We start from the raw sequence: 26,567 nt of genomic DNA on the forward strand, positions 1-26,567 counted from the left end.
CGGGCCAGCATCAGTCGGCAGGCCGACTGTCCGGCCGAGGACAGCCGGGGATCGGGCGGGCGGCTCAGGCCCGCTGATGTGCCTCGATCAGCGCCGCGATGCCGTCGAGCATCAGGCCCAGCCCGAACTCGGCCTCCGCCGCGGCGTCGAACTCCGCCTGCCCGGCGTCCGGCCCGTCCAGGACGCCGGTCTGCAGCAGTTCGGACAGCGCCGGGTAGCGGTCCGCGTCGATCAGCGAGCGCAGCAGGTCGCCGTAGGTCGGCGCGGTGCCGGCGGCGCCGGGGTTGCCGGGCTGCTCGTACTGCTGGGCGAAGTGCGCCTCGCCCCGGACGTGGATCGACAGCTGCGTCACCACGTTGAGCCGGTCCTCGGCGGACAGGGGGGTGCCGGCCAGGCACCGCAGCCCGGCGTCCAGCCATAGCAGGCCGTTCGGGCCGGCCGGCGGCATGCCGTCCATCGGCACCTGCAGCAGCCAGGGGTGCCTGCGGTACATGGCGAACAACTCCCCCGCCCAGCGCCGTAGGCCCGCCCGCCAGCCCGGGGGCCACGGCCGCGGGTCCGGCGGACCGCCGGCGACGTCGGCCATCAGCTGCAGCAGCACATCCTTGTTTCCCACGTAGCGGTAGAGCGCCATCGGGGTAAAGCCCAGCGCCTCGGCGAGCCGGCCCATCGACAGTGGGCCGAGGCCTTCCGCATCGGCGATCTGCACGGCCGCCTCGACGATGCGCTCGACGGTCAGGGCCGGCTTCGGGCCGCGGCGGGTGCGTTCGCGCCGGCCCCACAGGATCGCGAGGGCCGCAGGTAGCTCCCGAGCCTGGTCACCGTTCGCTTCTTGACGTGGATCCACGCACTGTATATAACATAAACTAAATCGTGTATGGCTTATACAGTAGGGCATACACAGTAAGGAGGATGGTTCTATGCACACCGCCGATCCCGCCATCCGCGTGCGCGGCCTGACCAAGTCGTACGGCCAGGTGAAGGTGCTGCGCGGCATCGACCTCGACGTCCGGCGCGGCACCGTGTTCGCACTGCTCGGCCCCAACGGCGCCGGAAAGACGACCCTGGTGCGGATCCTGAGCACCCTCGTGCACCCCGAGGCCGGCCAAGCCGTGGTCGCCGGGCACGACGTCGTGCGCGCACCCCACCAGGTGCGGGCCGCCATCAGCCTCACCGGCCAGAATGCCGCGGTCGACGAGCTGCTCACCGGCGTGGAGAACCTGCGGATGATCGGGCGGTTGCGCCGGCTCGGCCGAGCCGAGTCCCGCCGCCGCGCCTCCGAGCTGCTCGCACGGTTCGACCTGGCCGAGGCGGCCCGGCGGCCGGTGAAGACCTACTCCGGCGGCATGCGCCGGCGGCTCGACCTCGCCATGAGCCTGGTCACCAGACCGCCGGTGATCTTCCTGGACGAGCCGACCACCGGACTCGACCCTCGCAGCCGCCAGGACATGTGGGACCTCATCAAGGACCTCGCCGACGCCGGCACGACCGTCTTCCTCACCACCCAGTACCTCGAAGAGGCCGACCGGCTCGCCCACCACATCGTGATGATCAACGGTGGCCGGGTGGTCGCTCAGGGCACCGCCGCACAGCTGAAGTCCACCCTCGCCGGCGAGCATGTCGAGTTGACCTTCGCCGACCCTGTCGCGCTGTCCGCGGCCGCCGCGCACCTCGGTGCCGAGGCGACCCGTCCCGATCCGGGCGCACCCGTGCTGCGGGTGCCCACCGACGGCAGCGCCGCCCAGGTCCGCCGGATGCTCGACCGCCTGGCGGCGGTCGGCGTCGAAGCGGACGCCATCGCCGTGAAGAAGCCCACCCTCGACGACGTCTTCCTGTCCCTCACCGCGCGCCCGGCCCCAGCCACGGAGGTCAACGCATGAGCGCCACGACACCGCCCACCCGCGCCGCAGAGCTGCGCTGGGCCCTCGACAACATGGCGACCATGGTCGGGCGCAGCCTGCGGCTGTCCTCCCGCAACCTCGACGCCCTGCTCCTGGCGGTCATCCTGCCGGTCACGCTGATGCTGCTGTTCGTCTACGTGTTCGGCGGAGCCATCAACACCGGCCAGGCCTACATCAACTACGTCGTGCCCGGCATCATCATCCTGTGCGCCGGGTTCGGCGCCTCCACGACCGCGGTCGCCGTCGCCCACGACCTGGAGTCCGGCGCCATGGACCGGTTCCGGTCCCTGCCCATCGTCAGCTCCGCGGTGCTCACCGGCCACGTCGTGGCCAGCGTCGCCCGCAACGTCTGCGCCATGACGATCATCGTCGCGATCGCCTTCGCGATGGGCTTCCGGCCCACCGCCGGCGTCCTGGAATGGCTCGCCGCCGTCGGCACGCTCATCCTGTTCATGGTTGCGATCTCCTGGGCCTCGGCCGCGCTCGGACTGCTGGTACGCAGCGTCGAGGCGGCCGGCGGAGTCACCTTCGGCGTCATGTTCCTGCCCTACGTCAGCAGCGCGTTCGTGCCGACCGAAACAATGCCGTCCTGGCTGCACCCGGTGGCCGAACACCAGCCGGTCACCCCGGTCATCGAGACCGTGCGAGGCCTGCTGATGGGCACCCCGATCGGAGCGAGCGCCTGGCTGGCTGTCGGGTGGTTCGCCGCCATCACGGCGATCTCCTGTACGGCCGCGGCGATGCTGTTCAAACGCCGTACCGGCAATTGAGCCGTGCCCCGGCGCCGCCGCCGTTCAGGCGCGGCGCCGGGTGCGCCGCGCGATGATCGAGGCATGGAGGTTCTCAGCAGCCGCATCCTGCTCCGTCCGTCCGACCCGGAGCTGTCGCGCCGCTTCTACCGCGACGTGCTCGGGCTGGCGGTCTACCGGGAGTTCGGGCCGCCCGACGATCCCGGACTGGTCTTCTTCCTCGGCCAGGGGATGCTCGAGGTGTCCGGCCGGACCGACGGCGGTCCCGCCGGGCCGGTGCGGATCTGGCTGCAGGTCCGCGATCTGCGGGCTGAGCATGAACGGCTCGCAGCCCTGGGCGCGGGGATCGTCCGCGAACCCCGGCGCGAGCCGTGGGGCCTGGACGAGATGTGGATCGAGGACCCGGACGGCGTGCGCATCGTGCTCGTCGAGGTCCCCGACGACCACCCGTTACGGCGCGACACCCGGTGATCTGACCGGGCGAGGCAGCACGGCGAATTCGTCGTGGTCTACTGCTCCGCCGCGAAATCGGCCAGCAGCTCGGCGATCAGGCGCGGGGAGTTGCGTACCGCCGCCGGGTTGCGGACACGGCAGTACGGCAACAAGATCATCTCCGGGGCCACCGGACCACTGGCTGTTGTCAGCTCCAGTACTTTATCTGTTACAGTACTGAACGTGCCTGAGAAGTCTGACAGCGATACCTTTCCGGCGAGCGACGCGTTCGCCGCCGACCTCCTGCGAGGGCATACGGACACGATCGTGATGGCGGTCCTGAGCCAGGGCGAGAGCTACGGCTTCGAGATCTTCAAGACGATCCGCATGGCGACCGGCGGGGACCACGAGATCAAGGAAGCCACGCTCTACGCGGCGTACCGGCGCCTGGAAAGAGACGGCCTCGTCGAGTCGTACTGGGGCGATGAGACCCAGGGCGGACGCCGCAAGTACTACCGCATCACCGACGCCGGCCGGGCGGTCTTCCGGGGCAACGTCGCGGCCTGGATCACCACGCGGCGCATCATCGACGCCCTCCTCGACGTGAAGGACACCACGCCATGACTGACGATTCGCACCGCCCCGTCGGCGGCGACCTGCACCGTCTTCTCGACGCGGCGTTCGCCGGGGTGGAGATGACCCCGGACGCACAGGATCTGAAGGAGGAGATCCGGGCCAACCTCCTGGCCCGCGTCGCCGAACTGGAGGCGGCGGGCCGGTCCCCGGCCGACGCCGCACGGCACGCGATCGACGAACTCGGCGACGTGCACGCCCTGCTCGACACGCCCGGCGCACCCGCGACGGGGTCCCCCATGGGCTGGGAAGAGGCCGGTCGGCGCCACCGGGTGCGCCCGAAGCCGCGGTTCGTCGTCGGGATCGTCGTGGCGGCCTTCACCGCGACGGCCGGGCTCGTCCTCACGGTGCTGGGCGCCACCGGCGTGCTGCCATTGCCCATCGGGATCATGATCGCCGTGCTCGGGATCGGCGCCACCGGCGTCGCATGGATCGTCGGCGACTCCCTGGCCCAGGAGACCACGACCAACCACCCGATGCCCGCGTCACGGGCGGGCGGATACTTCCTGGCCTCGCTCCTCGCGGTCTACGGGCTCGGCATCGGCGGACTCGTCGCGCTCGGCGCCCTGCCCATGTGGGCGGTCGCCTTCGCCGTGCCCGCCACGGTGGCGGCCATCATCCTGTTCGCATTCCTCGGCGCCACCCAGACCAACCGCAACAAGGCATGGGTACGCGCCCTCCAGCGCACCCAGCCCCCCATGACGAACCGGTTCGAGCAGGAACCCGAGACAGCCGCCAGGTTCGGCATCTACACCGTGGTCGTGTGGACCGTCTCCTCCGCCGTCTTCCTCGTGCTCAGCTTCACCGTCGGCTGGACCTGGTCGTGGGTGACCTTCCTCGGCGGGTTCGCCGTCTGGATGGTCCTGCTCGCCCGGATGCAGTTCCGTCCCAGCCGTTGACGCAACGTGGTGGCGCGCGGATCGCCCAGGCACCACCACATCAGCTGTGAACTCCGGCCGGGTGCACCAGCGCCCGGCCGGTCACGTGTGTCGGGTCATCGGGCCAGCTGCCCGCGCAGCCAGCCCGGGTCGGGATTGACGTACGGCTGCCCGGCGACCACGACCGTCGGCACCGTCTCATCACCGCCGGTGACAGCACGCACCGCCGCTGCGCCGTCCGGGTCGCGCCAGATGTCGACCCAGTGAGCACGCCGTGCCGCGGTGCCCAGGCGGACACGAAGGCGCAGACAGTACTGGCATCCGGGCCGCCAGTAGACGATCGGCCTGCCATCCACCGCGCTGCGCCGCTGCGCCTCGGCCGCGGCGAGCGACCGGGGAAAGACCACCGGCGACAGAGCCACGCCGAGCAGGACGAACACCAGCCCCAGCGCGACACCGGCACCGGTCGACCCGGCGCTCACCTGCTTCAACGCCATCGCGAGCCCGATCAGCACGAAAAGAATCGGAAGCAACCATCTGCGCGCCATGCGGTCACGCTAGCGGCACGCGTTCAGCCACGCCGGCCCGGTGCTTCAACGGGCACCTATAGTCGGCGGCGACGAGGGACGTGTATGGGCCTACTGATGCCCGCGTTGCCGACGGAGAGGTGGATGGTCACATGACGGCGAAGCCCGGCACCGTGACGATGCCCGGGCAGGTCTGGGGCCTGGCTGCCGCCGACCCCGCAGGCCCGATGTACGTGACCAGCTATGACGACCGCGACACGAACGACCGCTACCTCGACACCACCGTCCTCACCGCCGTCGACCTGGCAGGCGCGACGATCTGGCAGCGCAGCTTCGCCGGGCACCCGTACTCGCCGCGCGTCGATCCGGACGGCACCATATGGATCGCGCATCGCGAAACGGCCGGCAGCGACCGTTGCGTCTTCACCGCGGTCGACTCCGAGGGGGTGACACTGCGCTCCGTAGTACTGCAGCATGATCCGCCTGAGTGCGTGGGCGCCTTCGTGCGGATGCCGAACGGGTTCTGCGTCGTGTGGCTGCCCACTTCCCGCTTCCGCCAGGTGCCCGAGGGTGGTACGGCCCGCCTCGCCCGCTACCACGACACGGGCGACATCCTGTGGTCCACACCGCTCCCCCTCTCCGCGGTGTCGTTCCCGGGTGTGGTCGAAGCCGGCGTGCACACCGCGTGGCAGGTGCGACCGAAGCGGGCATGGACGCCGTCCACTCTCACGGTGGGATACCGGGAGCCGCTGCTCGTCGCCGGAGACCGCGTCCTGGTCCACATCGACGACTACGGCAGCGGCATAGGTGTCTGCACCCTCCTCGACACCGCCACCGGTCAGGTCATCGCGACCACCGAGCCCGGACCTCACGCGCGCAAGGCCATCGTCGGGCCCGGCCGATTCCTGGTCGGCTCGCAGGGATACGGTTCGTTCTCCAGCACCCTGTACGACCACGCCGGGCGGCCGGCGCAGACCTGGCGGACCCACGGCCTGATGGTCGTCGACGAGCAGGGCGTGATCCGTGGTCCCGAGTCGGACAACTCCAGCGCCCGCTCGCAGTTCCGGGTCCTGGACCCGGACGGGTCGATGCGCGAAGGACCCGACCTGACCGGTTACTACACCGCCTGCCCGGCGCTGGACGCCGACGGCACCACCGTGTTCTGGCGCAAGGGCGCCCTGGTGACCGTCGACCGGGAACTCGATCGGCGCGATCTGTACACCACGACCGACGACAGAGCCGTCATGAGCCGGGTCCTGCTCCTCGGCGCGGGAACCGTCGCGTTCGCGCTCGACGACCAACTGCTCATCTTTCGCGACACCGGCCTGGCACCGCTCGCGGCCGGCCCGTGGCCCTGCGCCGACGGGAATCTGCGCGGCAACCCGGTCCTCGTGGTCTGACCGCCGACGCGAACCTCCGCCGCAGTGGTCATCCGTCACCCAGGGCGACCAGCATGCCTTCGCAGCTGCGTACGACGGCCGTGGCCGCCCGCCGCTGGTGCAGGCCCAGCCGCGGGTCCTCGGCGTGCTGCTGCCAGCGGTGCAGGGCGTCGGCGGTCAGGTCCCACAGTTCGCCGCCGGACAGCTCGTGCTCGGCCCCCAGCCGCACCGCGGCATCGGTGCCGTTGCCGCCCAGCAGCCGGTGCGCCTCGGTGCCGGCGTCGCCGGTGAACGCGACCTGCCCGGACCGCATTGCCGCCAGCAGCCGCAGTTCGCGGAAGTCGTGCGCGGTGGCGAGCAGCTGTTCCACCCGCGCGCGCAGGTGGACGCCGTCCTGGCCGGGCAGGCGCCCGGCCAGGCGTTCCAGGCCTGCCAGCGCGGTGCGTGCTTTGAGGATCGTGCGCCGTTCGACGAAGCAGCCGTTGATGACCTCGCGGAGTTCGGCGAGGCCGCTGCGGCGTATGAGTTCGGCGGCGAGTTCGGCGCGGGTGGCGCAGCCGGTGCGGGCCAGTGTCGTGGCGAGGCGTACGCCGTGGATGCCGAGCCGGTGCAGCAGCCGGCGCCGTACGTCGGGGTCGACCGGTAGCGGGCCGTCGTCGCCGGCGAAGCGGTCGGCTGACATCAGGCACGCGTCCTGTGTCTCGCGCGGTGCTGCGGCGATGGCGGCCACGGCGGTGAAGTCGGCGTCGGACAGCGTGCGGCCGGCGAGCGCGACGAGGCCCCCGTAGGCGACGACGCCGGTGCACATCGCTGCGATGGCGGGATCGCGCTGGTGGCGTCGGGCGAGCTGCCGCGCGGTGAGCAGGGCGTCGATGCGTCCGCCGCCGATTTCGTCGGCGTGGGTAAGCACGATGACGGTGTTGACGGGTGCGGCCGTCGCGACGGCGCCGTGCTGGGCGGTCTGGAGGGTCTGCAGGTCGGTGGTGCGGATCTCCTGGCTTGCGTAGAGGATGGCGTCGGCTTCGCCGGTGACGTGCTCGACAGGGGCGTGGTGTCCGTCGTCGGCGTCGGTGCCGGGTGTGTCGACGAGGTTGATGTGCCGCAGGGAGCGGGCGGGCCAGGTCACCCTGAGCTCGGTGATCGCCGAGCGCCGCGTGGTGCGCGGGTCCATCCGCAGGCCGTGGGCGGAGCGGGTGGTGGCCAGTTCGCGGGCGGCGCCGTCGGCGGTCCTTGCGGTGACGCGTGGTTGCGGTCCGTCGGCGTACCGGGTGACGACGTCGTGGCCGTCGCCGAGCGGCAGTGGGGCGATTTGGTCGCCGATGAGGCCGTTGACCACTGTGGATTTGCCGGACCGGGCCGGGCCGACGACGGCGAGGTGCACCGGTTCTTGGAGGCGGCCGTACAGGTGGTCGAGCTGTGCCGCGGCGCGGCCGTCCTCTCGGCTCAGGTTCCAGGCCTCCTGCATGAGCTGCCGGACCGCGTCGTCGAGGGTGCGGGTGCTGCGGCTCATGCCCGTGTTCCCGCGGTGGTGCCGGTGGGTGTCGCGGCCAGTCGGCGGGCCTGTTCCTGCAGGACTGCCAGCTGCCGCATCTGCTGGTCGCGTTCGGCGACGTCGGCGTCGGCCGCCAGCTTGGCGCGGCGCAGGGATTCGACGATCTGCTGCTGGAGTTGTTCGGTGAGGGCCGTGTAGTGGTCGCGCAGCAGGCGCTGCAGCTGGCGGACCATGTCGCGGCAGTCCTTGCTGACCAGGAGGAAGAAGTCGTCGACGTGGCGCTGGGAGGCGGCCTTCACGGTGGCCTGGCGGCGTTTGAGCAGTGCGCGGCTTTCGTCCAGGACGGTCTTTCCGCCGAACAGGGCGCCGGCGCCGAGTGAGACCGGGTTGATCAGCGGCATGCCGGCCAGGCTCGTGGCGAGGCCGAAGATGAGGATGCCGCCGTACGATCCGCGCAGTCCGGTGAAGAATTTCTGGGCGTAGGTGAACCGCTCTACGTGGGGCTGTTCCATGAGCGGGACGTTTTCGGTGAGGTGGTCGCGGGAGGTCGGCGACCAGCGCGGTGCCGTGTCGTCGGGGTAGCCGTAGGCGAGGAAGTGTTCGGCGACGCGGCGGCCGATGACGTCGAAGCGCTGGAGCATCCAGCCGTGGTTGGCCTCGTCGGCTTCGAGCAGGTTCTCGTCGAGCCATTGGGCGAAGGTGTGCCAGTCCGACAGCGGGTCGGCCTTGTCGAACACCTCGTCGACCTTGCGCAGGATCTTGCGGGTCCGGTCGCGCAGATCGTATTCGAGGTCGGAGAGCAGGTCGGCCATCTCGTCGTTCAGGGTGTGCTGCCATCGTACGGAGCAGCGGCGCAGTTCGTCGACGGTGCGTTGGGCCTCGTGCAGTCGTGAGATGGGCCCGGGGGCCGGTGCCGGTTCGGCCTCGGGTGGTTCGGTGCGCAGCGGTGCGGCCAGCTGTTCGATGACGGTGCGGGTGAGCTGCCCGACGGCGGCCCGGGCCAGTTCGTCGGTCTTGGCGGCCCGGTCGGTGTTGAGGCGGGCGAGCAGCGTGGGGAATCCCGATTCGGCGTTGACGGTGCTGTCGTTGCTGCCGGCGGCCCGCAGCCGCAGGTCGGCGGAGACGGGGATGACCGCCGGTCGTACGCCGATGGCGGCCAGGCGGCGGCGGGACTGCTCGGTGACGTCCCGCCACCGCGGCGACATGTCGATCTTGGTGAGCACCAGGACGACTCGCGCGTGCGACTGCGCCAGGTGTCCGATCGTGGAGATCTCCGACGGGGAGAGTTCGCTGTTGACGTCGGAGGCGACCAGGACGATGTCGGCGCGGGCGAAGGCGGTCAGCGCGTCGAGTTGCGCCGGGTCGAGCACGTCGAGGCCGGGGGTGTCGATCAGCACGATGCCGCTGCCCAGCAGGGCCCGGGGCAGGCCGATCTCGACGTGCGCGGCGCCGGGGTGGCCGCCGAGTTTGCCGCCGACAGCCGCCGCGACCTGGTCGACGGGCAGTGCCGTGCGGTCGGCCTCGGCGATCGCGCCGCCGTGGCGGTTGCGGACGGGTGGTGTGTGGACCAGCGTGACGGTCGGGGTGTCGGCGTGCGTGACGATAGTCGGCAGCACGGTGGTGAGTTCGTCGCCGACCGGGCAGGCCGGGGCGTTGAGCAGGCCGTTGATGAGCTGGCTCTTGCCCTGTTTGGGCTCGCCCACCACGACGACGCGCAGTCGGGGGTCCAGCAGTTGGGTTCGCTTCTGCTGCACCGACTCGACCAGGTCGGTGCGGCCGTGGGCCGCGCTCAGGCGGGCGGTTTCGTCGAGGACGTCAAGCCAGATTGGTGCTATCACGCGATGGATTCTGCCGATATCAGAGGAATTATCAAGTAGTGGGCGGCTGGACCGCTCGTCGCCGCGCGGTCCAGCCGTTGGCGCAGGGCTGTCCGTCCGAGTCAGAGCAGCCCGTCGGCCAGACCGAGCACGCCGGTGCCACCGGCGTGGGCGTCGCCGCTCAGGCCGAGGTGGCCGACGCCGAGCGTGGATCCGAGGTCACCGGTGACCTCGGTCGCCCCGTGCACGGTGCCGTCAAGCAGGCCGCCGACCCCGCCGTCGAGGCCGCCGGTCAGGCCGCCCGTGCCGCCGAGCACGCTGTCGAGCTCGCCGGTCACCGTGCCCAGGACGGGAAGCTCACCCACACCGTCGACGACCGAGGTGAGCGGGTTGCCGTCGAGCACGTCACCCACCGTCCCCTGCACCGGCTGCAGCAGTCCGCCGTCGCCGCCGACGGGGAGCGGACCCGTCGCGGGCAGACCCGGGATGGTCAGGTCGGCGTCCAGGGTGCCGGACACGTCGTGCTCGGACGACAGGCCGACCGTCCCTTCGCCGGTGCCGAAGGTGGTGGTCGTTTCCGTACCCACCACGGCGGGCGCGAACAGGCCGCCGCCGAAGGCGGACAGCGCCGGGGCGGCGGTGAACGCGCCGAGGGTCGCGACGTTGAGATCGCCGTTGCCGGAGTGCGCCCCGACCGGCAGCAGCTCGGCGAGGTGCTGCAGCTGGCTCACGGCGGCCGCGCCGTCGGTGGGCAGGGCGTCGAGCCCCAGGTTCTGCGCGAACTGGACCGGGCTGGCGATGCCCTGCGCGGGGGCGAGATCGGCGACCAGCGGGATGACGTCCTGCACGTCGGCCGGGGTCAGGTCACCGAGCCCGGCCGCCTGCAAGCTGCCCTCCGGGTCCAGTTCGAACGCCGCGCGGGCCTGCGAATCCGTGATCAGCTCCAGCACGAAGTCGCGCAGCGTCTGGTGTCCGTCCATGGTGACGATCTCCTTCATGGATGTCGGTGGTCGATCCGTGGTTCTTGATCGGCTCCGACCGTAGGGTCCGCCGGCGCCCACGGGCGTCGGGGACGCAACCCCGATCACCGACGCACCTGCCCGGGAACTCCCCCACTCGGGCGTGAGGGGATTAGGGGATATCCGTTCGGTGTGATGCGGAGACCGTTCGGGAGGTCCGCTGTAACGAATGGGGGAGCCAGGACGATACACACCCGGTGGGCCTCGCCGGGGCCCACCGGGGCGGTGCCCCTCGGGGGAAGGAAGTCCGATGTCGTACGTCCTAGGGATCGATCTCAGCGGCACTCACCTGAGCGTCGCCAGGTCGAGCTTCGCCGACTGGACGTGGGGCCCGCCCGAGCCCGTACGGTTCGGGGCGCAGGCGTACACCGTGCCCGCCGTGCTCCGGGTCGCCGCCGACGGGGCGTTCACCGTCGGCGACCAGGCCGCCGAAGGGCCGATGGTCGACGGCCACCGCATCGCCCGCGGCTTCGTGCAGCGGGTCGGCGACGACGTGCCGCAGATCGTCGCCGGCGAGCCGTGCCTGCCGCACACGCTGACCGCCGTGCTGGCCGACTGGGCCGTCGAGCGGGCCCAGGCACAGACCGGACAACGCCCCGAGCACCTGGCGGTCAGCCACCCGGCGGCCTGGGGTGAGCACCGCCGCAGCCTGCTCCGGCGGGCGCTGTGGGACATCGGGCTCGGCGAGGCGACCCTGCTGCCCGCACCGGTGGCGGCCGCGACGGCCCACGCCTGGCGCGAGTTCGGCGGCCGGACGCTGGCCGTGCTGAGCATGTGCGGCAACGGATTCGAGACGTCCGTGGTGCGCCGGACACCGACCGGATTCACCATGGCCGGCTGCCGGCAGGGCACCGACCCGCTCGGTGGCGACGACTTCGACGAGGCGCTCGCCGAGCTGGTCCGGGCCCGGTTGACCCGCGAGTTCGGACGCGGCTACCTACAGGATCCGCAGATCCGGTTGGCGCTGCTGGACCTGCAGTCGGCCTGTGCGAAGGCACGGCTGACGTTCACGACCGCCGCGCAGACCGAGGTCCTGGTCCCCCTGCCGCTGGGGCTGACGGCCGTGCCCGTCGGCCGGGCCGCGTTCGGTGAGGCGGTGCGCCCGATGCTGCTGCTGATCGTCGACACCCTGCTGCGCACCGTGCGTGCCGCCGGGCTGCGCCCGGATCAGCTCGACGCAGTGCTGCTCACCGGTGCCGCGGCACAACTGCCGCTGCTCGCCGAGATGATCGGCGAGCAGCTGCCCGGCGACGTCGCGGTCGGCGCCGACCCCCAGCCCGCGGCGGCCATGGGCGCGGCACTGGTGGCACAGCGGCGGGTCTCCGGAGCCGGACAGGCGCCACGCGACGAGCCGCGCCAGCACGCCGCCGAACCCGACCCGGGCGACGACCACCCGACGCCCGACGGCGGCGGCACCGCCTGGCACGACCCGGCGCCGCCGCGCCCGCCCGTACGCATCACCGACCTGAGCCTGCCCAGGAGCAGGTCATCGACGATGTTCGCCCACGCCCGCGGCCGGGTTCCGTAGCCGGGCCGATCACCAGACCGGACCACCCGTTCCCGCCCAGTAAGGAACCACAGTGCGGACGACCGCCCAGTCCCCTTTCCTGCCCGGCAGCGTCCGGCAATTCCTCGCCGAGCAGGCGCCCTTCCTGGCCGGTGTCGCCATCCAGGCTCCCGGCGGGCACGGTAAGAGCGCGGTCCTGCGCGAGCTGGCCCGCGCCCACGGGTCCGCCGGCGTCACCGTCATCGACCACCGGCTCGACCGCTCGACGCCGCGTACGCCCGACAGCGTGCTGCTGGTGGACGACGCGCACGCCCTGGACCCCGACAGCCTGCGCGAACTGCGCGAGCTCGTCACGGGCAACCGGTGCAGGCTGGTGGTCGCCTACCGGCCGTGGCCGCGCCCGGCCGCGTTGGCGGAGCTGACCGACGTGCTGCGGCGGCACGGCCCGCCGCTGGTCCTCGGCCCGTTCAGCGAGGAGCAGACGTCGGCCCACTTGGCGGCCGTGCTCGGCGACGCCGCGCCGCCGGCGACCATCCGTTTCGTACACGCGCAGGCAGGCGGCGTGCCCGGACACGTCGACCGGCTGGCGCGGGCACTGGCCGGCGCCCCGGACGACCGCAGGGCGGGCGAGGCGTCGGATCTGCCGGCCGCGGCGCTGGCCCCGTTCGCCGCCGACCTCGACGACGCGGGCGCGGACGTACGCCGCCTGCTGTTGGCCGCCGCGTCAGGTGTGGACCTGCCGCTCGCGGTGGCATGCGCGCTGCTCGGCAGGACCGCCGACGAGCTGGAGGCGATGCACGCGGCCGCGCGCGCGGCGGGCCTGCTCGGGCCGAGCGGCCGGCTGTCACCGGTCGTGCGGCAGGCGGTCGTGGCGCACAGCCCCGCGGACCTGCGGGAGGGTGTCTGGCAGCGGCTGGCCGAGATCCAGCTCCAGCGCGGTGTCGCGGCGCTGCCCGTGGTCCGGGTGCTGCGCCGGGCCGGGCTCGCCGACGCCCACCTGACCGGTCCGCTCGCGGCGGCCGCCGACGAGGTCCTGGCCGACGAACCGGCTCTCGCGGCGGACCTGCTCGCCGCCGCGGCCGCCGCCGGGGGCAGGACTTCGCCGGCCCGCTGGGCACGCGCGGCCGCGCTGACCGGAGACCTGGACGTCGCGCTGCGCCTGGCGGACCGGGCGCTGGCCGAACCGGATCCCGCCGTACGCGCCGAGGCCGCCATGGTCACCGCGGCCGTGCTGGCGCACCGCGGCCAGCTCGGCCGCAGCGCCGACCTGTACGGCTGGTCGGACACCGCCGGCGCGGCGGCGTTCGCGGCGATCGCCGCCACCGCGACCGGCCGGCCCGAGCTGCTCGACGCGGCCGCGGATCAACGACCGGCGGCTCCGCCGACCCTGCTCACCAGCGCGTCCGTGCTCATGGTCCGAGGCCTTCGGGAGACGCTGTCGGGCTCACCGACTGCCGCCCTGTCGTCGCTGACGCAGGCCGCTGCGCTGCTGGAACCCGCCGGCCGGGCCGAGCTCCTGCCGGACAGCCCTGCCGCGCTCACCGCGCTCGTCGGGCTCCACTGCTGCGAGTTCGACCTCAGCAGCTCGGTCCTCGTTCGCGCCATGCGAGCCCGCGTCGGCGGGTCGCTGCTGACCCTGCGCCACCGGCTGCTGCAGGCGTGGATCCACATGATGCGCGGACAGACCGCGGCGGCCGCCGAGGTCCTCGACACCATGGCCCGCCACGGCGCCCCGCTGGAGCCCCGCGACCAACTGTTCGCCACGGCGCTCGAGGTCGGCGTCGCGCGCCGCAACAGCGACCTGCCCGCGCTGCTCCGCGGCTGGGCACGGGCCCGCGAAGCCCTCATGCGGCACCCGGTGGACCTGTTCACGCTGCTCCCACTCGGCGAGTTCACCGTCGCGGCGGCGCGGGCCGGCGAGCCCGGCCTGGTCCGTGAGCATCTGCACGAGGCGCACCTGCTGCTCGGCCGGCTGGGCGACCCGCCGCTGTGGGCGGCGCCGCTGCACTGGGCCAGTCTGCACGCCGCGATCATCTCCGAGGACGAGACCGCCGCCGCCGAGCAGGTGGCCGCGCTCGCGCGTCTGCGGCACACGCGTTTCGGCTCCGCGGTCGCCGGCGCTGCCGAGAGCTGGTGGCAGGTGTGGCACGGCGTCGTCGACCTCGAGGCCGTCGAGGCCGCCGCCCGGGGACTGCACGACGTCGGCCTGCCCTGGGACGCGGCCAGGCTCGCCGGGCAGGCCGCCATCCGCACCACCGACCGGCGGACGATGACCACGCTGCTCGACTACGCCCGGCTCCTGCAGCCGAAGCCGGACCGCCCGGCCGCCGCGGACTCCGAGCCCGCCGGGACGGGACGGCCCGACCGGGCCCGCGACGCGAACCCGCTCACCACGCGCGAACAGGAGGTGGCCGACCTCGTGCTGGCCGGACTGACCTACCGCCAGATCGGCGAGAGGCTGTTCATCTCCGCCAAGACGGTCGAACACCACATGGCCCGTATCCGCCGGCGTCTCGGCTGCGGCAGCCGCAGCGAGCTGCTCGCGAAGCTCAGGTCGATGGCGGCCGAACCCCGTGCCGACCTACGCGATCCAGTTTGAGACATCGCCGGTCGTCGGGATGCCGACCCCGCTCACGACCTTCAGCTCACCAACACCCGCCACCACCACGGGCGATGCATACGACCATTCCTGACGTGGAGCGAGTCCCTGCCGAACCGTGTCCACCACACCGATCATCGTGATCGGACATGGGGCGACGGTCGACGCGTAGACGAAGGCCAGCTACTCGGCTTGAGAGACCGAGCTTGCGGATCGTGTCCATACCTGGCTGGTATGTTCACGCCGCGTTCGGCGCGGCTGACGGCGGCCCAGCTCGCAATGCCACGTACGGCGATATTGCGGGCTGCGTTCACGTCGGCGTGTTCAGCGAAACCGCACGACGTGCAAGAGAAGGTGTGCTGGTTGGGGCGGTTCTTGCGGTCGATGTGTCCGCACCGATTGCACTCTTGCGAGGTATAGGCCGGGTCAACGTGCACGACCGTGATTCCGGCTCGTGCCGCTTTGTAGGTGATGAACCGGCCGAGTTGAGCGAACGCCCAAGAGTGCAGCGTGACCCGCTGGGGCCGTCGGAGCCGTACCCGGTCACGGATGCCGCCCAGGTTTTCCAGGGCGATCCCGCTGCCGGTGCGTTCGGCCTCGGTCACGATGCGTTTGGCAATGACGTGGTTTGTGTCGGCGGCGAACCTAGCCTCCTTGCGGCGGCGGGCTTTGAGCAGCCGTTTGGCCGACTTGGTGCCGACCTTCTGCAGTTTGGCACGGAGGCGTTGGTTGCGATGCCGGACCTGGCTGAGAGCCTTGCCGCAGTAGCGGCGTCCCTCCGAAGTGGTCGCAATGTTCGCGATTCCCAGGTCGACACCGAGGAACCCGTCCGGTTCCTCGACCTGCACATCGGGGATATCACAGGTTGCATGTAGAAACCACATGCCGTCGCGGTGGACCAGATCAGATTCACCATGCCGGTGAGCCAGCAGCGTTACGTACTGCGGCTCGGAGCAGCCAAACCGGATGCGCGTCATGCGGCCCGCGACAGTCCAGATCGACACGGTCCGAGCTGGCATCTGCCATGACAGGCACCGGTCGTCGAATGGCTGCGCTGCATGCCGCCGGAACGACACCGGCTTGCCCTCGGCCCTTCGGCGGCGTTTCGAACCAGGTTTGCCGAGGTTACCGGCCCGGATGTTGGCCTTCAGCGTGGCATAAGCTCCGGCGACCTTGCGTGCGACGTGGATCGAGGGCTGCGCCGACAGGCCCATAACCTTCAACCGACTGTACGTGAGTTTCTGTAGGGCGTTCTTGCCTGTCGTACCGGTGCGGTGCGCCTCAGCCGAGGCGATGTTCGCGGCCTGGTTACACAAGGTCAGAGTCTCGCGCAACGCCGCTTGCTGAGCGGTGTCCGGAAACAACCGGACCGGCACAACCACCTTCACAACGACAACGTAGCCGCTGGGTATGACACAACGGCAGCCAGCCGGACGTTGGCATCTGCAACGGCCCTAGTCGAATTCACCATTACACGCCAATCTGGTCCCGGTCACGATCTGACGACGCGGTGTTCATCCGTACCTCACCCGACCATCGCCAGAAGCAGCTGAGTCCGGCGGGGTCAACGCGAGTTGGCGGCGATCGCGATCCCGCCCTCCCCCGCTACATCTGTCGGTGCGCGTCGTCGTGTGCCACCACCAGCACCAGGCAGCGGGCTCGGCTGTTTCACGTTGTTGCGAGCGGACCGCCCCGACCCGCGACGTCGGATCGGGGCGATCACGCTGCTGGTTACGGCCGAGCAGGGCTCGAGCCAGCGCCTGGGGTGTGGGTCACTTCACGGCGCCGCTGGTGATACCGGAGATGATCTTTCGCTGGGCGACGGCGAGCACGATGAGCAGCGGCAGGCTCATCAGGATGATGTAGGCGAAGATCAGGTGCCAGTTGTCGAGGTAGAGGCCCGCGCTGGCGACCTGGAACAGGTTGAGCGGCAGGGTGTCGAGGCGGCCGCCGACGACGAAGAACGAGTAGAAGACGTCGTTCCAGACGTACAGGCAGATCAGGATCGTCGCGGTGGCCAGCACCGGGCGCAGCACGGGCAGGATGATCCGGACGAAGACGACGGCGGGGCGTGCGCCGTCGACGCGTGCCGCCTCCTCCAGCGACATCGGTACGGTGCGGATGAAGCCGGTGACGAAGAAGATGACGGTGGACAGGTAGATGCCCATGTAGACGCCGATCATCCCGAGTGAGCTGCCGGCCAGGCCGAGCTGGCGCAGCAGCAGCACGATCGTGACGACGGCCGGGGGCAGCACGATGCCGCTGATGGCCAGGGCGTAGAGCATGGCGTTGAGGCGGGTGGCGCGGCGCGCGAGGACCCAGGCGGCCATCGAGCCCAGGGTGAGCACCCCGGCGACGGCGGGCACCATGACGAGCAGGCTGCCCAGGAACGCGGCGGGGATGTCGCCCTGGGTCCACACGTCGGCCAGGTTCTGTCCGAGCTGCCAGTCGGTGGGCCAGGCGAGGTTCGGGGTGAGCGCTTCGCCCTGGGACTTGCCCGCGGTCGCGACGACCAGCCACAGGGGCACGCCGATGAGGACCGCGGCCAGCACGGTGACGAACGGCGGGCGCAGCCGTGACCAGATGCTCACGTCGCGGCGGCGTTCGCGGGCGGGGCGGCGGGCGGGATAGGTCGGCTGGGTCACAGGATCTCCTCACGCTTGCGCAGGAAGCGGATGACGGGGAAGGCGAGCAGCGCGACCAGCAGGAACAGGATCAGGCTCATGGTGGTGGCCTGGGCGAACAGGCCCTGGCCGAAGGTGCGGTAGATGAAGATGTTGAGGATCTCGGTGGTGCGGGCGGGGCCGCCTGCGGTGGTGGCCTGGACGATGTCGAAGCCGTTCATGGAGCCGAGCAGCGCGGTGGCGACGTTGAAGGTGACCGCGGGGGCCAGCAGCGGGAACCGGATGCGCCAGAACGCCCGCCAGGGTGAGGCACCGTCGATCTGGGCGGCTTCGACGAGGTCCACCGGGATGGTCTTGAATCCGGCGAGGTAGATGAGCATGGACAGGCCCATCCACTTCCAGGCGTGGATGGCGGCGACGACGACGATGGTCCAGTTGGTGTTGCCGAGCCAGGCGGTGTGCACGTCGGTGCCGGTGATGGCCGACAGCAGGCCGTTGAGGGCGCCTTCGGGTTTGAGCAGGGCCTGGAAGATGTAACCGACGGCGAGCGCGGACATGAGCACGGGGATGAGGAACAGCACGCGTACGACGTGGTTGAGGCGGGTGTCGCGTTCGAGCAGGACGGCCAGGGCGAAGCCGAACAGGTTCTGGAAGACGGCGACGAGCACGGCGTAGGCGATGGTGATGCGCAGCGAGCGGAACAGGGTGCCGCTGCCGGCGAGGTCGGTGAAGTTGTCCCAGCCGACGGGGTTGATCTGGCTCTTGAACCCGGACCAGTCGGTGAACGCGTAGACGAAGTTAAAGACGGTGGGCAGGAAGAAGAAGACGAACAGGATCGCGAACGCCGGGACGAGGAACCACATCGGGTGGGTGTGCCGGCTGATCGCCGAGCTGCGGCGTGCCCTGGCCGGCGTGGCCCGGGTGCTGTCCTGCGGTGGCGTCGCGGCGGGGACGCCGGTGGTGTGGTCCAGGACAGTCGACATGGGTGGCTCCTTTCGTGGTGTTCCGCGGTGAGGGCGGGGGTAGGCGGCCGCCCTCACCGCGGGGTCGGGGTCAGAAGCCGGGTACGCCGGCAGCCTTGGCGAGCTGGGCGAACTGCTCCTGGGTGGTGGCGGCGACCTGTTCGGGGGTCATCGTGCCGGCGATCATGTCGGCGAGGTTGATGTACAGGTCGGGGTTAGCCACGGCGAGGGCCTGCATGGAGCCGACGGAGGTGCTGAGCGAGGCGTGCACGTCGAGCAGAGCCTTGGGGACGCCGGCGGGGCTCTGCACGGCGGTCTGCAGGGAGATGGTCTTGCGGTCGGCGATGAAGCCGGCGTAGCCGGGACCCATCCAGTAGGCCAGCAGCTGGCGGGCGGCGGCTTCGCGCTTGGCGTCGCCAGTCTTGAACGCGACGAGGGCGTTGCTCTGGTCGGGAATGAAGGTGCCGACGTTGCCGGTCGGCGAGATCGGGAAGAATCCGATCTTGCTGTCGAGGGTGGCGGTGTCGGCCTTGGCCTGCAGCTGCCCGAAGAACGAGTTGACCTGTACGGCCATGGCGGCCTTGCCGGACAGCAGGGCGGCGCCCTGGTCGTCGAAGGTCGCGGTCTTGATGTCGGCGTTGAACAGGCCCTCGTCGATCAGGGACTTGTACTTCTTGATCGCGTCGAGCACGACGGGGCCGGTGAACGTCTCCTGCTTCTTGTTGATCTTGTCCCAGAGTCCGGCCTTTGCGGCGTCGGCGAGCTGCACCTGCACCCACCACTGGGTGGCCCAGCGGTCCTTGCCCATCTCGAAGAACGGGGTCACGCCCTTGGCCTTGAGCTGGCGGGCGGCGGCGAGCATCTCGTCGAAGTTCTTCGGGGTGGCGGTGATGCCGTTGGCGGCGAACACCTCCTTGTTGTAGTAGACGCCCTCGACCGCGGGGCTGGTGATCAGCGCGGCGTAGCGGGTGCCGTCGTGCAGGCCGGTGATGTCGCGCAGCGCCGGGGTGAGCTTGTCGAGCCAGGGTGCATCGTCGAGGGTCTGCAGGTTGGCCTTGGCGTTGAGGGCGGTGAGCATGGAGGCGGTGGGCTGCCAGAACGCGAGGTCGGGCTTGTCGCCGGTGGCGACCTTGGTCTGCACGCTCTGCTCGTAGGGGTCGGGGATGGTGACGACGTCGACCTTGGCCCCGGTGGCGGCCTGGAACGCTTCGATGACCTGCTTGGGCACGGTGTTGCTGTTCTGCGCGGCCCAGATGGTCAGCGTGACGCCGTCGAGTTTCGCGGTCGGCTCGGCCCAGGTGGCGGGCCCGCCGGTCGTGGTCTCGGAGGCGGGGTCGCTGCACCCGGTGGCCGCCAGGGCGACCAGGGCCAGCGCCGCGAGGGCGCGCCTTGGCATTCTCATCGGTATCTCCTTGATTTATCGGGGGGAGGCACCGGCCCGGGGTTCGGGCCGGACGGCGTGGGACGCCTACTGGTGTGCGCGGATGCGGAACATCCGCGCGGTCGGGGTCGGGGTGCGGCTTTCCAGGTGCAGGGTGGCGGTGACGGCGTCCCATCGGCTCGTCCATGGGTCGAGGTCGCGAGGGTAGATCACGTCGACGTCGACGTCACGTCCGGCCAGATGGGGCAGGTGCAGGGCGGTGTCGGTGCTCGCGCCGGGTCGTCGCCACACGGTCAGCCAGGTGGTGTCGGCCGTGGTGAGGGCGAGGCTGAGCCAGGGGTCGGTCCAGGCGGGCAGGCCCAGCGGCCAGTGCGCGACGGCGGTGTCGAGGTCGTCGCGTACGAGGTGGTGGGCCTGCACGGCGGCGGCCACCGCGGCACGCTGGTGCTCGGTCATCGCGGCGAGGTCGCCTGACAGGTACAGCCGCCCGGCCAGTCCGGTGCACAGGGTGAACGCGATCTGCTCGTCGGTCATGTCGGGCTGCGGGTAGGCCCAGTTCGCGGCTTGTTCGGGCAGCATCGACATGGGCGCGGCGACCGCGATCGGCGGGTAGCGCAGGTAGTCCTGCTGGTCGCTGGTCGACTGCAGGTGCAGCCGGGACAGCAGCGCGTAGTCCATGCGCATCGCCCCGGACGCGCAGTTCTCCAGGATCAGGTGCGGGTGCCGGTCCAGGACGCCGTCCAGCCATGCCAGGTGGGCCCGGTTGTGGCCGAGCAGGCCGCTGCCGACGCTGTCCGCGGCCAGGTCGGTGCCGGGGCCGGGGTCGATGTTGTAGTCCAGCTTCAGGTAGCCCACGCCCATGCCGACGAGCCGGTCGACGACCTCGTCGAGGTGCGCCACGGCCGCAGGGTGGCGCAGGTCGAGGTGGTAGCGGCCGTGCTCGACCAGGCGGACGCCGCCGCGCTGCAGGAACGCGGCCGCGGGCAGCCGGTCGGCCATCACGCTGCGTACGCCGATGACCTCGGGTTCCAGCCACAGCCCCGGCACCATGCCGCGTTCGCGGATGCGGTCCAGGACCTCGCCGATGCCGCCGGGGAACCGGACCGTCGACGGCAGCCACTGCCCGACGCTGTCCCACCAGGCCCCGCCGTCGTCGTACCAGCCGGCGTCGACGCAGAACACGTCCGCGCCGACCTGCGCGGCGGCGTCGATCAGCGGCAGCAGCTTCGCGGTGGTCGGGTCGCCCATGAGGGTGTTCATGTAGTCGTTGAACACCACCGGCCGCCCGACCCCCGTCAGGTCCGGGCGGACCAGGGCCCGCCGGTGCGCCGTCAACGCCTGCACCGCACCGTCCAGACCGCCGTCGGACACCGCGACCGACACCGGCACGGTCGTGAACGACTCCCCCGGTTGCAGGGTCTCCAGCCACTGGTGGTCGGGATCGGTGGGGCCGAGCAGCGCGACGTACGCCCCGGCCAGGCGCTCGCCGATCTCCCACCGCCAGGCCCCGTTGTGCTCGATCTGCCACAGCCAGGTGTGCCCGGTGACCCGGTCGGTCAGCCCCGCAGTGGGCAGGTGCCGGCCGGTGGACCAGGTGCCGCCGCTGGTGACGGCGAGCCGGCCGCGGCCGTCCTGGCCGTGCAGGCCCAGGTTCAGGTCGACGGCCGCGGACTCGCGCAGCGCCCGCCGCGTCCAGCGGCCCTCGGCCAGCCATTCGCTGTCGGCCGACAGCACGTCGAGGTCGTCGACGGGTCCCCCGCTGAACCCGGCGGCGAACGACGTCACGGCCTGCAGCAGCACCGGCGCGGTGCCGTCGTTGGTGACCGTCGTCCACGTCTGGCAGGCGCTGACCCCGTCCCTGGACCGCAGGAACACCGCGGCGGACAGGCCGCTCTGCTCGTCGCGCAGGTCCAGGCGCAGCTGGTGCCAGCTCCCGTCGACCGACTGGACACTGCCGACGTGGCGCAGCCGGCGGCCGACGGCCGTGTCGTTGAGCCGCTGCGAGGTCTGGGCCCGCCCGGAACCCGCCACGAGCAGCTCGACCAGCGGCTGGTTGAGCTCGGGCGTGCTCGGCGCCGCCGGGCCGCACGACAGCGTGCGCAGCCGTACCGGCTCGTGCGGCGACACGTCCACCAGCACGGTCAGGGCGGCGTGGCCCCACCGGACGAGTTCGGCGGTGTCGATCGGCATGAACGTCTCTCCTCACTAAACGCCCCTGCGGTGCCGGGGCATGGTTCACCGACGGTGTCGCGTGCGGCGATGTTCTTCCGGCTCGGTGAGGGCCGGGGGTGCCTCCGCGCCGCGGCGGTGACGCGACGCGGAGGCCGATCGTGGGTCAGCCGATCGCGGCGGCGACCTGGATGCGGTCCAGGTCCGGTGCGTACCGGCTGCTGTTGGCGAACCTGATGGTGTTGTTGCCGGCGGCCAGGTCCACGTCGACGGTGGTGGTCCAGAAGTTCGACCAGCCCAGCGTGTTGCGGAAGTAGACGCGCCTGGTCGCGCCGCCGTTGACGCTGATGTCGGCGTACCGGTCGACGACGTTGGTGTTGTAGTTGGACGCACCCGGGCCCAGCTCGCCGTTGGCGTAGCTGACGACCACCCGGTACTTGCCCGCGGCCGGGGCGTTGACGTTGTTGAACTGCAGCGTGTTGGCCGCGCCGTTGCCGATGTAACCGACGATGGAGCCGCCCGACGCGCTGCTGTTGGACGCCACCGCCGCGGTGCCGCCGCGGGTGTTGGCGCTGCTCTCGGCCTCGTAGTTGGTGATCGTGCCGGTCGTCGCGGTGACGTCGAGGTAGTCGATGTTGACCGCGTCGGCGTTGTCGCCGGTGTAGGCGTCGATGTTGATCCGGTTCACGCCGGCGGGCAGGAACACCTTCGTGGTGACGGTGTTCCACGTGTTCCAGTTGGCGGTGCCCGGCAGCGCCAGGGTGGTCAGCGTCGAGCCGTTGACGTTCATCCGGACCGACCTCGCAGTCGGCGCGCCGGTGTAGGGCCCGGCGGCGTAGCGCAGGCCGAGGTTGTAGTAGCCGTTGCTCGGCGCGGTCACCACGAACTGGGTGCTGGCGTTGCTGCTGGCGCCGTAGCCCTCGACGAAGTACGTGCCGGAGTAGCCGGTGTTGGCCCCGTAGGTGATGGTGGCGCTGCCCGCGGTGCGGGCGTACTCGGCCTCGTAGCGGGTGGCCGAGGCCGCCGACAGGTCGGTGTTCGGGGTGACGACCACGTGGTAGGCGGCCGCCCCGTTGAGACCGGTCAGCGGGATCGTGATCTGCCCGCCGGAGGAGACGTAGTCGCCCTCCTTCACCAGGTACGGGCCCGGTGAGGCGTTCAGGCCGGAGGTGTTGACGCCCCACACCGTCGCGTGCACGGTCGTGCCCAGGTAGGACGCCGAACCGAGGCCCTTGACGACGACGTCGGCGGCGTAGGTGTCGTTCACGCTCGGCGCGCCGCCGAAGACGACCCGGGCCTGCTTCTTCGCCGGGTCGAGGGCGGCCAGGCCCTGCAGGGACCCGTTCTGCGTCGGCGGGGTGACCACGACGGTGTTGCCGGTCAGCTCGCCGTACCACTTGTACAGCCACCAGCCGCCGGTGGCCTGGTTGTTGCGGGTCACCAGGTCGTTGAGCGTGCCGGCCGAGGTCCAGTAGGCCAGGCAGCCGTCGACCTTGCTGTTTTCGAACCGGGTCATGAACTGCACCAGGTTGCCCGGCACGCCGAGGTCACCGGACGAGCGGCCGTACTCGTTGATCGAGATCGGGCGGGCGCTGATGCCGAGGCTGGACTCGATGGACCGGTAGTCGTTGTAGTGGCTGTACCAGCCGGTGAAGAAGTCGTTGCCGAGTTCGTGCCACACCGTGACGTCGGGCAGCACGTTGTTGTTCTTCGCCCAGGTCATGAACGCTCGATAGTCCGCGGCGTGGTAGCTGGAGTAACCCGGCCCTGCGATCCGTGCCCCGGGGTCGATCGAGCGGATCTTCTGGTAGACCAGCTTCCAGTCGTTCTGCAAACCGGCGAGGTTGCCCGAGTACCACATGAGGTTGGGCTCGTTGAACGGCACGTACACGTACGAGGTGCGGTACGGGTCGGCGACGATCTTGCGGGTCATCGTGTCGACCTTGGCCAGGTAGTCGTTGATGCCCAGGTTCTCGTACGGCCACTGGCCGTAGACGTCCTGCATGTAAACCTGGATGTCCTTGCCGCCGGTGCGCTTGAACAGCGGCGCGATCTTGAGCGCGTCGCCGTTGGGGTGCTGCAGCCCGTCGGGTGCCTTCTGTGCGGTGACCTGCGGCCGCAGCGCCGCGAGCATGGTGTCGTTCGGGATGCCGTCGTCGCCGAGCCCGTAGAGGAACCCGGTCGCGCCGTAGCGCAGCGGGCCGGTGTTGGTGGCCAGGTCGACGACCAGCTGTGGCGAGGCGCTGCGGGCGGGGGCGGCGGAGAGCAGGCTCGCCGTGACGGTCGCCGCGACGGCGATGGACCATGTGCGTCTGGACAGCATGGAGTTCCTCCTAGCGAACTGATCCGGTCCCGCCGTCGGTCGGCGGGGCCGGCTGCGCCGTGGCTGCTGACCGGTGCACGCCGGGCCGGAACGGCACGCCCGCGACGGCCCCGGCTTTTGCCTTGAGGGGTGTCACGAGCTGGCCGTTTCCGGTCGGGTGGAGGATTCGCCGGGCGGCGGGACCTCCGATGTGACCGGTCACATTCTCTCTGTGGAAAAGAGTGTGACCGGTCACATCACGTCGCGCCAGTGTCGTTACCGGACTGTTACGTACGGGCTACGGCTTCGTGCGCGGTGGCGCCGTCGACTCGCGCACGACCAGGCACGGCGCCGTCAGCGACACCTCCGGCTGGGGCCCGCCCGCCAGCTGCGCGACCGCCGCCTCGAAGCACGCCCGGCCCAGGCCGGTGAAGTCCATCCGCACCGTCGTCAACGCCGGCGTCCAGTACGCCGAACCCGGGATGTCGTCGAACCCGACGACGCTCACCTCACCGGGCACGTCACGGCCCTGCTCGTACAGCGCCCGCCGCACCCCGAGCGCCAGATCGTCGTTGCCGCACAGCACCGCCGTGACCAGCGGATCCTCGGCCAGGCGGCGGCCCGCCGCGTACGCCGCAGCCATGTCCCACCCGGCCGGCACCACCGCCGGGATGGGCGCGCCCGCGCGCACCAGCGCGTCACGCCACCCCGCCTGGCGGCCGCTGCTCCCGTCCTCGGACGGGATCGCCACGTGGTGCACCGTCCGGTGCCCCAGCGCCAGCAGGTGCTCGGTGGCCTGCGCTGCGGCCACCCGCTCGTCCAGGCAGATCACGACCCGGCCGGTGTCGCGCCGCCCGGACGCCTCGATCGCCGCCACCGCCGGCACGTCGTCGTCCAGCGCGGCCAGCACCTTCGCACCGGCGGGGTCGAACGCGATGACCACCACCGCGCCCGCGCTCGGATCGGCGACGTAGTCGGCCGCCTGGCGCACGTCGTCGGCCGAGTCGGACTCGATCACCCGGACCCCGACCGCGAACCCGGCCGCCCGCGCCGCCTCCTCGATGCCCTGCAGGGTGCTCGCGTAGCCGTAGAGCATCGTGTCGGACGTGACCACGGTGACCGCCCGCGCCCGGCCCAGCCCCAGCGCCCGCGCCGAGCGGTTGGGCCGGAACCCCATCGTCTCGATCGCCTCCAGCACGGCGGTACGGGTGTCGGCCCGTACGCTCGGCGAACCGTTGAGCACCCGGGAGACGGTCTGATAAGACACTCCCGCGGCCGCGGCGACGTCACGGATGCTGGGCGCCGCGCGCCGTACCGCCGTCGACGGCCCACCTGCGGTCTTACGGATCATCACGCTATCGTGACCGGTCACACGCGCTCGGTCAAACCTGCCGTGGCCGGCCGAACCGCAGGATGATCCGCCGGCTATCCCTCACCTGGCCGCGCGTCGCCCAGCCGACGACCCACCCCGGTCATCCGGGAAGATCCTGGCGGCGCACCAGCTCGGTGATCCAGATGGGCGCGAACGGAGACGTGCAGCCCGGGGAGGTCGGGTAGTCCTTGAGCACCTCCAGGCGCTCGCCGATGTCGATGGCACGGGCGCGGTACCCGGCGTGCTCGATCCCGATCTGCGCCAGGCAGTGGTTCATCGCCCACTGCAGCCGGTCCGGGGCGTCCTTCATCTGCGCCTCGATGACGTCCAGCAGTCCCGCGAGGTCCAGGCCCTCGGGCTGCTTGGCCACCCGTTCGGTGGTCAGCGCCCAGCCGGCGCTCGCGACCACCGGATCCGGATCGGCGGACCAGGCCACGCGCAGCTCCTCGGCGTGCGGGTTCTTCTTCACCACGTAGTTCACCAGCCAGTCGTGCACCTTCGGCGTGCGCGCCTGGCGCAGCATGACGTCCAACTCGTCACGTTCGAACGCCTTCGGGCGGCAGATCAGCATCGCCAGCAGCCTCGCCGCGCTGTCATCGGTCTGCCAGAGCCGGCGCGCGAGATCCTGCTGCGTCTTCAGCCGCTTCGCGAGCGCACGCAGCTTGCCGAGGTTCACACCGTGATCGTCGCCGTGTTTCTCGTTCACCTCGCGCGTCTTCGCGTCCTCGATCGCGGCCAGCTCGGCCATGACCTCGGCCACCGTCGTCTCGGTCAGCGCCGTCCCTGCCATCTCGGCCCACCCCTCCACCAGCAAACGTTGAGTC

At 71.1% G+C, this 26,567-nt stretch carries 21 protein-coding genes; 8 read left to right on the plus strand and 13 right to left on the minus strand.

The annotated features are described in order from the left end of the window. Positions 1-64: 64 nt before the first annotated feature. Positions 65-847 carry a TetR/AcrR family transcriptional regulator gene (locus FLL47_RS34905; RefSeq protein ID WP_222106337.1) on the minus strand — a complete coding sequence of 261 codons (783 nt, stop codon included), beginning with the start codon at positions 845-847 and terminating at the stop codon, positions 65-67. Between the two features lie 73 nt (positions 848-920). Here FLL47_RS34905 and FLL47_RS34910 point away from each other — a divergent pair, with 73 nt between their 5' ends. The 5 genes from FLL47_RS34910 to FLL47_RS34930 all read left to right on the plus strand — a co-directional run bounded on the left by FLL47_RS34910 (position 921) and on the right by FLL47_RS34930 (position 4,614). Further along, a complete protein-coding gene (locus FLL47_RS34910; protein WP_144126929.1) occupies positions 921-1,880 on the plus strand; it encodes an ATP-binding cassette domain-containing protein in 960 nt (319 codons plus the stop codon). Then, the gene (locus tag FLL47_RS34915) at positions 1,877-2,671 is read left to right on the plus strand and encodes an ABC transporter permease (RefSeq protein ID WP_246159056.1); all 795 of its coding nucleotides are present in this window, start codon (positions 1,877-1,879) and stop codon (positions 2,669-2,671) included. The genes FLL47_RS34910 and FLL47_RS34915 overlap by 4 nt, the downstream gene beginning before the upstream one ends. Before the next feature lie 63 nt (positions 2,672-2,734). Then, on the plus strand, positions 2,735-3,121 hold the full coding sequence (locus FLL47_RS34920; protein WP_144126930.1) for a VOC family protein: 387 nt from the start codon (positions 2,735-2,737) through the stop codon (positions 3,119-3,121). Positions 3,122-3,325: 204 nt separating this feature from the next. Next, positions 3,326-3,706, plus strand: coding sequence for a PadR family transcriptional regulator (locus tag FLL47_RS34925; protein ID WP_246159058.1), 381 nt, complete (start codon positions 3,326-3,328; stop codon positions 3,704-3,706). Further along, entirely contained in the window at positions 3,703-4,614 is a 912-nt protein-coding gene (locus FLL47_RS34930; RefSeq protein WP_144126931.1) for a permease prefix domain 1-containing protein, read from the plus strand. Before FLL47_RS34925 ends, FLL47_RS34930 begins: the two co-directional genes overlap by 4 nt. 95 nt (positions 4,615-4,709) lie before the next feature. On the opposite strand, the gene FLL47_RS34935 is transcribed toward FLL47_RS34930, so the two are convergent. Next, positions 4,710-5,141: a glutaredoxin domain-containing protein gene (locus tag FLL47_RS34935; protein ID WP_144126932.1), complete on the minus strand. Its 432-nt coding sequence runs from the start codon at positions 5,139-5,141 to the stop codon at positions 4,710-4,712. A gap of 131 nt (positions 5,142-5,272) precedes the next feature. Here FLL47_RS34935 and FLL47_RS34940 point away from each other — a divergent pair, with 131 nt between their 5' ends. Beyond that, complete coding sequence (locus tag FLL47_RS34940) at positions 5,273-6,520, plus strand: hypothetical protein (protein WP_246159059.1); 1,248 nt, start codon at positions 5,273-5,275, stop codon at positions 6,518-6,520. Positions 6,521-6,548: 28 nt separating this feature from the next. Here FLL47_RS34940 and FLL47_RS34945 read toward each other — a convergent pair whose 3' ends face one another. From FLL47_RS34945 to FLL47_RS34955, 3 genes are all read right to left on the minus strand, one after another. Beyond that, positions 6,549-8,009 (minus strand): dynamin family protein, encoded by a 1,461-nt coding sequence (locus FLL47_RS34945; RefSeq protein ID WP_144126933.1) that lies wholly within the window; start codon positions 8,007-8,009, stop codon positions 6,549-6,551. Then, a complete protein-coding gene (locus tag FLL47_RS34950) occupies positions 8,006-9,829 on the minus strand; it encodes a dynamin family protein (protein ID WP_246159061.1) in 1,824 nt (607 codons plus the stop codon). The genes FLL47_RS34945 and FLL47_RS34950 overlap by 4 nt, the downstream gene beginning before the upstream one ends. 101 nt (positions 9,830-9,930) lie before the next feature. Next, on the minus strand, positions 9,931-10,788 hold the full coding sequence (locus FLL47_RS34955) for an IniB N-terminal domain-containing protein (protein ID WP_144126934.1): 858 nt from the start codon (positions 10,786-10,788) through the stop codon (positions 9,931-9,933). A gap of 289 nt (positions 10,789-11,077) precedes the next feature. Here FLL47_RS34955 and FLL47_RS34960 point away from each other — a divergent pair, with 289 nt between their 5' ends. Both FLL47_RS34960 and FLL47_RS34965 read left to right on the plus strand, forming a co-directional pair. Continuing rightward, the gene (locus FLL47_RS34960; protein ID WP_144126935.1) at positions 11,078-12,355 is read left to right on the plus strand and encodes an Hsp70 family protein; all 1,278 of its coding nucleotides are present in this window, start codon (positions 11,078-11,080) and stop codon (positions 12,353-12,355) included. A 52-nt stretch (positions 12,356-12,407) separates the two neighbouring features. Then, positions 12,408-14,933 carry a helix-turn-helix transcriptional regulator gene (locus FLL47_RS34965; RefSeq protein WP_222106338.1) on the plus strand — a complete coding sequence of 842 codons (2,526 nt, stop codon included), beginning with the start codon at positions 12,408-12,410 and terminating at the stop codon, positions 14,931-14,933. Between the two features lie 134 nt (positions 14,934-15,067). On the opposite strand, the gene FLL47_RS34970 is transcribed toward FLL47_RS34965, so the two are convergent. The 8 genes from FLL47_RS34970 to FLL47_RS35005 form a co-directional block, all read right to left on the minus strand. After that, the gene (locus tag FLL47_RS34970; protein WP_222106339.1) at positions 15,068-16,321 is read right to left on the minus strand and encodes an RNA-guided endonuclease InsQ/TnpB family protein; all 1,254 of its coding nucleotides are present in this window, start codon (positions 16,319-16,321) and stop codon (positions 15,068-15,070) included. Positions 16,322-16,705: 384 nt separating this feature from the next. Beyond that, on the minus strand, positions 16,706-17,578 hold the full coding sequence (locus tag FLL47_RS34975; protein WP_144126936.1) for a carbohydrate ABC transporter permease: 873 nt from the start codon (positions 17,576-17,578) through the stop codon (positions 16,706-16,708). Further along, entirely contained in the window at positions 17,575-18,540 is a 966-nt protein-coding gene (locus FLL47_RS34980; RefSeq protein ID WP_186316083.1) for a carbohydrate ABC transporter permease, read from the minus strand. Before FLL47_RS34980 ends, FLL47_RS34975 begins: the two co-directional genes overlap by 4 nt. 70 nt (positions 18,541-18,610) lie before the next feature. Next, entirely contained in the window at positions 18,611-19,921 is a 1,311-nt protein-coding gene (locus tag FLL47_RS34985; RefSeq protein WP_144126937.1) for an ABC transporter substrate-binding protein, read from the minus strand. Positions 19,922-19,987: 66 nt separating this feature from the next. After that, positions 19,988-22,090, minus strand: a complete 2,103-nt coding sequence (locus tag FLL47_RS34990) for a glycoside hydrolase family 36 protein (RefSeq protein WP_144126938.1) — start codon at positions 22,088-22,090, stop codon at positions 19,988-19,990. Positions 22,091-22,235: 145 nt separating this feature from the next. Further along, the gene (locus FLL47_RS34995; RefSeq protein ID WP_144126939.1) at positions 22,236-24,392 is read right to left on the minus strand and encodes a carbohydrate-binding protein; all 2,157 of its coding nucleotides are present in this window, start codon (positions 24,390-24,392) and stop codon (positions 22,236-22,238) included. A 277-nt stretch (positions 24,393-24,669) separates the two neighbouring features. Continuing rightward, positions 24,670-25,722 carry a LacI family DNA-binding transcriptional regulator gene (locus tag FLL47_RS35000; protein ID WP_144126940.1) on the minus strand — a complete coding sequence of 351 codons (1,053 nt, stop codon included), beginning with the start codon at positions 25,720-25,722 and terminating at the stop codon, positions 24,670-24,672. A 121-nt stretch (positions 25,723-25,843) separates the two neighbouring features. After that, on the minus strand, positions 25,844-26,533 hold the full coding sequence (locus FLL47_RS35005; RefSeq protein WP_144126996.1) for a DNA alkylation repair protein: 690 nt from the start codon (positions 26,531-26,533) through the stop codon (positions 25,844-25,846). Between the last annotated feature and the right edge of the window lie 34 nt (positions 26,534-26,567).

This window comes from Catellatospora sichuanensis (genome assembly GCF_007483665.1).
GTDB classification, from domain to species: Bacteria; Actinomycetota; Actinomycetes; order Mycobacteriales; family Micromonosporaceae; genus Catellatospora; species Catellatospora sichuanensis.

Bases quoted from the DNA above. Each gene is read 5' to 3' on its own strand.
- FLL47_RS34910 (WP_144126929.1), top strand. From the start codon at position 921: ATGCACACCGCCGATCCCGCCATCCGCGTGCGCGGCCTGACCAAGTCG.
- FLL47_RS34915 (WP_246159056.1), top strand. From the start codon at position 1,877: ATGAGCGCCACGACACCGCCCACCCGCGCCGCAGAGCTGCGCTGGGCC.
- FLL47_RS34920 (WP_144126930.1), top strand. From the start codon at position 2,735: ATGGAGGTTCTCAGCAGCCGCATCCTGCTCCGTCCGTCCGACCCGGAG.
- FLL47_RS34930 (WP_144126931.1), top strand. From the start codon at position 3,703: ATGACTGACGATTCGCACCGCCCCGTCGGCGGCGACCTGCACCGTCTT.
- FLL47_RS34935 (WP_144126932.1), bottom strand. From the start codon at position 5,141: ATGGCGCGCAGATGGTTGCTTCCGATTCTTTTCGTGCTGATCGGGCTC.
- FLL47_RS34940 (WP_246159059.1), top strand. From the start codon at position 5,273: ATGACGGCGAAGCCCGGCACCGTGACGATGCCCGGGCAGGTCTGGGGC.
- FLL47_RS34945 (WP_144126933.1), bottom strand. From the start codon at position 8,009: ATGAGCCGCAGCACCCGCACCCTCGACGACGCGGTCCGGCAGCTCATG.
- FLL47_RS34955 (WP_144126934.1), bottom strand. From the start codon at position 10,788: ATGGACGGACACCAGACGCTGCGCGACTTCGTGCTGGAGCTGATCACG.
- FLL47_RS34960 (WP_144126935.1), top strand. From the start codon at position 11,078: ATGTCGTACGTCCTAGGGATCGATCTCAGCGGCACTCACCTGAGCGTC.
- FLL47_RS34980 (WP_186316083.1), bottom strand. From the start codon at position 18,540: ATGTCGACTGTCCTGGACCACACCACCGGCGTCCCCGCCGCGACGCCA.
- FLL47_RS34985 (WP_144126937.1), bottom strand. From the start codon at position 19,921: ATGAGAATGCCAAGGCGCGCCCTCGCGGCGCTGGCCCTGGTCGCCCTG.
- FLL47_RS34990 (WP_144126938.1), bottom strand. From the start codon at position 22,090: ATGCCGATCGACACCGCCGAACTCGTCCGGTGGGGCCACGCCGCCCTG.
- FLL47_RS34995 (WP_144126939.1), bottom strand. From the start codon at position 24,392: ATGCTGTCCAGACGCACATGGTCCATCGCCGTCGCGGCGACCGTCACG.
- FLL47_RS35000 (WP_144126940.1), bottom strand. From the start codon at position 25,722: ATGATCCGTAAGACCGCAGGTGGGCCGTCGACGGCGGTACGGCGCGCG.
- FLL47_RS35005 (WP_144126996.1), bottom strand. From the start codon at position 26,533: ATGGCAGGGACGGCGCTGACCGAGACGACGGTGGCCGAGGTCATGGCC.